Consider the following 6,019-nt stretch of genomic DNA (forward strand, 5'->3'; position numbering starts at 1 on the left):
AATCAGCTACAATTAAAGGTTTTCAGCAAACAACAACATCTGGCACCGCTTGCAATCGAACTGCAGGCGGAGCCGGGTGTCTTTATATAAAAGATAATACGGTTCTTTATACGGAGACTTTTGTTTCTGATATGTCGGACACCAACCCATGCTATATCGCAGGCAATGCTTCGTAAACATCAACGGGACATCTTTCTCCGGTTTTAACTCGAAAGCAGTGGCAACCGACTCTACCCCGTGTGCTTTATAGAAAGCCTCCGCCCGGCTGTTCGAAACATTCCCCAGATAAGTCAACTGGCGTTCAGGGAAAGGAACCTCTTGAACAGGTTCGACCTTACGCGACAGCTCACGCTGATAACGGATCATACGATCTGCCTGCAACTTCTCGACAGCCTTGCGACGCATATCAGCCAGGAGAGACGACGGAACAAACCAATTCTCACCCATCTCTATGTGTATTTCCGACGCCTCGAAAGGTGTATTCCCCAGCTTGCCAAGCTGTGTACGGATATTATCCTGCTGGTCACGGCGGGCAAGCTCTTTATTGAAAGGCTCGGTCAGCATGACACGTGCGCCGGTTTCATCCTCCATAACCAACGTAAAGCCGAAAGGATTGTCAAGAAATTCCATCTTTACAGCCAGCTTACGTTCGGCAGAAGGTTTAGCCAACTGCTTTTCAAAAACCTGGTCGAAGTTACGATACAAAGGTGTCTTGGGCTTTATGTCCGGCATATCCAACGGAAATACACGGTTCTCCTCTACCCTGTTGACGCGGAAACCTTCCAACTCGCCACGGCTATTGAAAAACACCAGACCGTCGCCATTATTCAATTGCTTCACACCGGCAACGGTAAACGAGTTACCTTTCAGTTCCTTGACAGTTCCGACGGGTTCACCCAATGACTTCGGCGTATTGAAGGCTGTTATATCGTTTGTTCGTTCATGCAAAAAGAAGGGAGTAAATCCGCGGTTAAAGCTCTTTTCGGCTACCGGCTCAAAGTCGTATGTGCTTTTGCCCGCCGAAGCACGGATATACTCGGGTCGGCGCGACAAAATGGCGTCGAGCTTCTTCCGGTAATAAGCCGTTATATTCTTTACATAAGTGACATCTTTCAGGCGCCCTTCTATTTTAAAAGAGGAAGCCCCCGCATCCAACAGAGCTTCCAGTTGGTCGGAACGGTTCATATCCTTAAGAGACAACAGATGTTTATCATGCACGATCTCGGTTCCGTTCGCATCGACCATCGAATAAGGCAGGCGGCAATACTGCGCACACTCCCCCCGGTTGGCACTACGTCCGCTAAGGGCGGCACTCAAATAACACTGTCCGCTATAACTCACACACAACGCCCCATGCACAAAGACTTCAAGTGGCACAGTCGTCTGTTCCGATATCTGCCTGATCTCGTTCAATGACAATTCGCGTGCCAGGACGACCTGGGTAAAACCGGCTGATTCCAGGAATTTCACCTTTGCCGGTGTACGATTATCTGTCTGGGTACTGGCATGCAAAGGGATCGGCGGCAGGTTCAGACGAGTGATCCCCATATCCTGTACGATCAGGGCATCGGCACCGGCCTGATAAAGATCCCATATCAGTTTTTCCGCTTCCGGCAATTCCTCTTCGCGAAGGATCGTATTCAGAGCGACATAAATACGGGCATTATATAAATGAGCATGCTCGCAAAGGGCACGGATATCATCCAATGAATTACCGGCTGCGGCACGGGCGCCGAACTTCGGGGCGCCAATATACACGGCATCGGCTCCATGATTAATGGCTTCGATACCGCAGTTCAGATCTTTAGCCGGCGATAGTAATTCTATGCGGCGGGGTTTTATTGGCATATTGTTGTTTCTTATTACAGACTTCCCAGGTTCTTTATATCCTCGATATTGAACGGTGTTTCCTGGTAAACGTAATAGTTCAGCCAGTTCGTAAAGAGCAGGTTGGCGTGACCACGCCAACGGACAACCGGGCCCTGGGCCGGATCATTATTACGATAATAGTTGTGAGGAACCGAAATAGGAAGTCCTTTATTCAAGTCGCGGATATATTCATCGCTCAATGTATAAGGCGAATATTCCGAATGTCCGGTAATATAGAATTCACGACCACCACGCGACATCGCCATATAAACACCCGACTCCTCACTTTCTGAAAGCAAGGTCAGTTCGGGCACCTTGCGGATATCTTCGCGGCGGATTTCCGTATGACGGCTGTGCGGCACATAAAATTCATCATCGAACCCGCGGAATATCTGCAAAGAAGGCTCGCGCAACGTATGACGGAACACGCCGAACATCTTCGCAGGCAAATCATATTTAGGCACACCATAGAAATGATACAGACCGGCCTGTGCCGCCCAACATATATATAATGTAGAAGTCACATGCGTACGGGCCCAGTTAAAGATTGTCGTCACTTCATCCCAGTAGCTGACCTCCTCAAAAGGCATCTGCTCCACCGGTGCACCGGTAATGATCATACCGTCATAATAATCCTTTTCTATATCATCGAAGTCCTTATAAAACTCCTGCATATGTTCGATCGGGGTATTCTTCGGGGTATGACCCTTTATCTTCATAAAGTCAAGCTCAACCTGCAAAGGGGTATTACTCAGCAGACGGATCAGGTCTGTCTCTGTCGTGATCTTCAGCGGCATAAGGTTTAATACAACCACACGCAGCGGGCGGATATCCTGTTCCGAAGCCCGTAAGGAATCCATCACGAAGATGTGTTCCTTCTTAAGAAGCTCAATAGCGGGTAAATTCTTTTGTAAATTTAATGGCATCGCGATTCCTGTCTATTTATTTTTAAGAAGTACAAACTTAAGCAAAATATACGATTTTGAAACGTATCCTATACAAGAATTTTAGATTATTACGCAGAATCTGGTAAATGAGCAAGAAGCAATTTAGAATCCCAAAAATTAAAAGACATCCGGTTTTAACATAATAGTCCTTAATGGACTATGATTTTGTTAACAGTTGCAAATGTAGAAAGAAATATTGATATACAAAGCTTTATATAATGTTTTTTATTTCAGGCAAACCCGGCGATAGTCATTTTTTTTAATTTATTACACACTTAATATATTGATATATAGATTCATATGGAATAATAAAACACCATAGTCCATTAAGAACTATGGTATAATACAACTCAATATGGCAAACAACGAACCCAAAAAACACAGCATTACCGGCAATTTAGTAGCCAATATGCTAACAGAACGCGAAGATGATTACACCTTCAATGTTACCTACACCGCTAACCGTAGTATCAAGGATCTCTGCCAGTTAGCCGCAAAAGGTAAAAGTAAATTCACCGCATCCGAACTCGAAAGTGCCTACAACGACCTGGAAGAGGTGGCGAAAACCGAACTCTTTTCCGCCGCCACAGTCGAATTCGGCTTCTCCAACAACTCATTGGGCGTAGACGGGCCTTTCATCGGGCCGGGGGCGAAGTTCGACCCTGCTGTCAACAACGTTGTCATGCGTTGTACGCCCCGCACAATCTTTAAAAAGGAACTCTCCGAGATAGACGTAATTGTAGGCCAGGTATCCGAAGGTTTGCCAACCATTACCAAAGTAACCGACGTTGTTACAGGACAGGTAAACGCTACGATCACCCCGGGCGGCAGCCTTAACGGCGAAGGCAAACGGGTACGCATCATTGGCGAAGAAGGCAAGAAAGTCGGCTATTTCTTTATCAACACAGCCGACGATACCGAAACAGCCGTCCCCATGACCGCCCTTTCGCGCAACGATCCTTCTTATTTCTCCTTTATCATCCCGCAACTGCCCGACGGCACTTATTATCTGGAAGTAGCTACCCAGGCAGGAACAAACAGCAAGACACTGGTAAAAGAAGTTCGACGCAACCGTTTTCCCTATATCCTTACCGTAGGTTCGGGTGATGACGACGACGACCGTCCGGTAATCGAATAATTTCCCCCGCTCACTTTGACGGTCACCGTCAATGCCCATTGACGACGACCGTCAACGAGAGGTGACGATGTCCGTCAATTAGCGTTGACGATCGTCGTCAAAAAAAGTTTCCAAACAAAAAAAGCAAAAGAGGTAAAATCAATTCACATGTTGAAGAAAAAGAATCATCATACATACAATCAGGCAGCTTGCATTTGCATCGCTGCCTGCCTGTTATTCCTGTCGGCACTAACGGCATGCAGCAGCGAGCCGGAGCCGGAAGTCATAGACGAGGAATGGGTACCCTTAGAAATCAACATTGCCAGCATCGAAAAGATGGAAGTAAGCCCGATGAGTAAAGCCGGAACGACAGAACTTCCGGATATCGTCAGAATGGAATTCAGAGAGGGGGATGCATTAGTACTATACATTTCCGGTGAGGGCTCTACCTATGTTTTTCTGCAGTCTGACGGCACTTGGAAAAAGCTAGACGGCACATCATTAATGCTCCGCCCCAACACCAATTATACCATTTTTGCGGAATATGGAACCGAATTGGGATACGAGAGTTTCGGCACTACCGACTGCTTGCAGTCAGAAGATGCTACTCCTGTCTATGACGAATCAACCAAAACATATACTTGCAGTTTCAACTTCACGCGTCCTGAGCTCTATTCTTGCCTAAAGATAGAATTTGATATAATGGATCCCGGTGATCCGATAGAGGAGGATGCCAATGGACATGTATATGTAACCTTTACAAATGCAACGCTTATTACAGATTGGGCTAGAGATCCTGATCCATTTCCCATAATCAACAACTGTCTCGAAACTTTTTATAGGGGGGATCGCGGTTTTATAGTACGTGGTGTAGTATTGGAGCGTTCACACCGTCAAGGAGAAGTACGTCTCGAACGATTCGACTCCGAAAATGACAGCTATAGTTTCACTGTAACCCCCGGCCATATTACAAACGTACTCCTGAAATACCCATATCCCGTATGGGAAATCCCTAACAATTGATAATTCATGAAACGATTCTATTTACCAGCCATTATTTTGCTAGCAGTAAGTTGCTCGAACGAAATAGCAGAGAATACCGATAGGGGAGAAAACATTCTCCGTATCGGGGAGATCGACACGCGCTCCGGCGAAACAAGCGAGTGGGAATGGAAAACGGGGGATGAACTGACCGTAACGGCAAACAGTAAGACCGCCGTTTATACACGTACTGCCGATGGGAAATGGAGTTGCGGGAATACTTCTTTTACCAAAGAAGCAATAGGCGTGGTGGCGACGGATCGTGTCTTGTTAACTTTTGGCAAGTTTGAATACGTTATAGATCAAACGACGGAAAGTGCCTACCGCCTTGCAGACTATATGAGCGGCACCGGATCGCTCAACGTTGTCACGATCAGTGGCAGCCTTGCCCATAAGCATGCCGATATGGTAATCAATATTACAGAGGGTAGCGGATGGAACGGACAGTTTGCAAGCGCAATGGCCGATGCTGCCGGATTGAGCATCCCTATAGTCTATGCAGGTGGAAAATATAGACTCAAGGCATACCATCAGGGAAGCACCTTCCGGACAATCATCCCGTCGAACTCCGTACCAACAGGCACGAACATCACTCTGGGAACCCTGACATTAGGAAGTGGCAACGGCACTCCACAATCACTAAGAGGGAAGACTGCTACCATAACCTACACCAATAGTAAAAATTATGATGAGGCATCCGGTAAGCGATTTACGCTCACCGTTAAACTGGATGCATCGTTTAATCTTACGATAACCAGTATAACAGTCAGTGACTTTAACGGTGTAGACGTCCCCGGCGAACTCAAACCATAATCACCAGTCAATAAATATATCTCAAATGAAAATAAATCGTTTATTCAACAAAGGCATCACCGGTATGCTGACATTGGCCGGCATCCTGTGTGGCTGCGCGGAGGAAGATTACGAAGCTTCGCAAACAGTGCCTCTCACTATCTCGGCAACCTGTCCGGCTTTTGAGGGAAACGTTGCTACCCGCGCCACAACTACGGAAGTAAAAATAGCTCTGAACGCTACGGCGGGTGGG

General features: G+C 46.7%; 5 protein-coding genes and 1 pseudogene. 4 read left to right on the forward strand and 2 right to left on the reverse strand.

What is annotated here, in order from left to right; translation table 11 throughout:
• Nucleotides 1-12: 12 nt before the first annotated feature.
• Nucleotides 13-1,848 (reverse strand): U32 family peptidase, encoded by a 1,836-nt coding sequence (locus tag QZ076_RS13045; protein WP_293713745.1) that lies wholly within the window; start codon nucleotides 1,846-1,848, stop codon nucleotides 13-15.
• Nucleotides 1,849-1,862: 14 nt separating this feature from the next.
• Complete coding sequence (metA, locus tag QZ076_RS13050; RefSeq protein ID WP_293713746.1) at nucleotides 1,863-2,795, reverse strand: homoserine O-succinyltransferase; 933 nt, start codon at nucleotides 2,793-2,795, stop codon at nucleotides 1,863-1,865.
• A gap of 376 nt (nucleotides 2,796-3,171) precedes the next feature.
• On the opposite strand from metA, the gene QZ076_RS13055 reads away from it, so the two are divergent.
• From QZ076_RS13055 to QZ076_RS13070, 4 genes and pseudogenes are all read left to right on the forward strand, one after another.
• The gene (locus QZ076_RS13055; protein WP_293713747.1) at nucleotides 3,172-3,954 is read left to right on the forward strand and encodes a DUF4469 domain-containing protein; all 783 of its coding nucleotides are present in this window, start codon (nucleotides 3,172-3,174) and stop codon (nucleotides 3,952-3,954) included.
• Between the two features lie 147 nt (nucleotides 3,955-4,101).
• Complete coding sequence (locus tag QZ076_RS13060) at nucleotides 4,102-4,956, forward strand: hypothetical protein (protein WP_293713748.1); 855 nt, start codon at nucleotides 4,102-4,104, stop codon at nucleotides 4,954-4,956.
• A gap of 6 nt (nucleotides 4,957-4,962) precedes the next feature.
• Entirely contained in the window at nucleotides 4,963-5,787 is an 825-nt protein-coding gene (locus QZ076_RS13065) for a hypothetical protein (RefSeq protein WP_293713749.1), read from the forward strand.
• A 25-nt stretch (nucleotides 5,788-5,812) separates the two neighbouring features.
• Nucleotides 5,813-6,019: pseudogene (locus QZ076_RS13070) on the forward strand (hypothetical protein); the annotation flags it as partial.

The sequence above is a fragment of the uncultured Parabacteroides sp. genome (assembly GCF_905196875.1).
Taxonomy (GTDB): Bacteria; Bacteroidota; Bacteroidia; order Bacteroidales; family Tannerellaceae; genus Parabacteroides.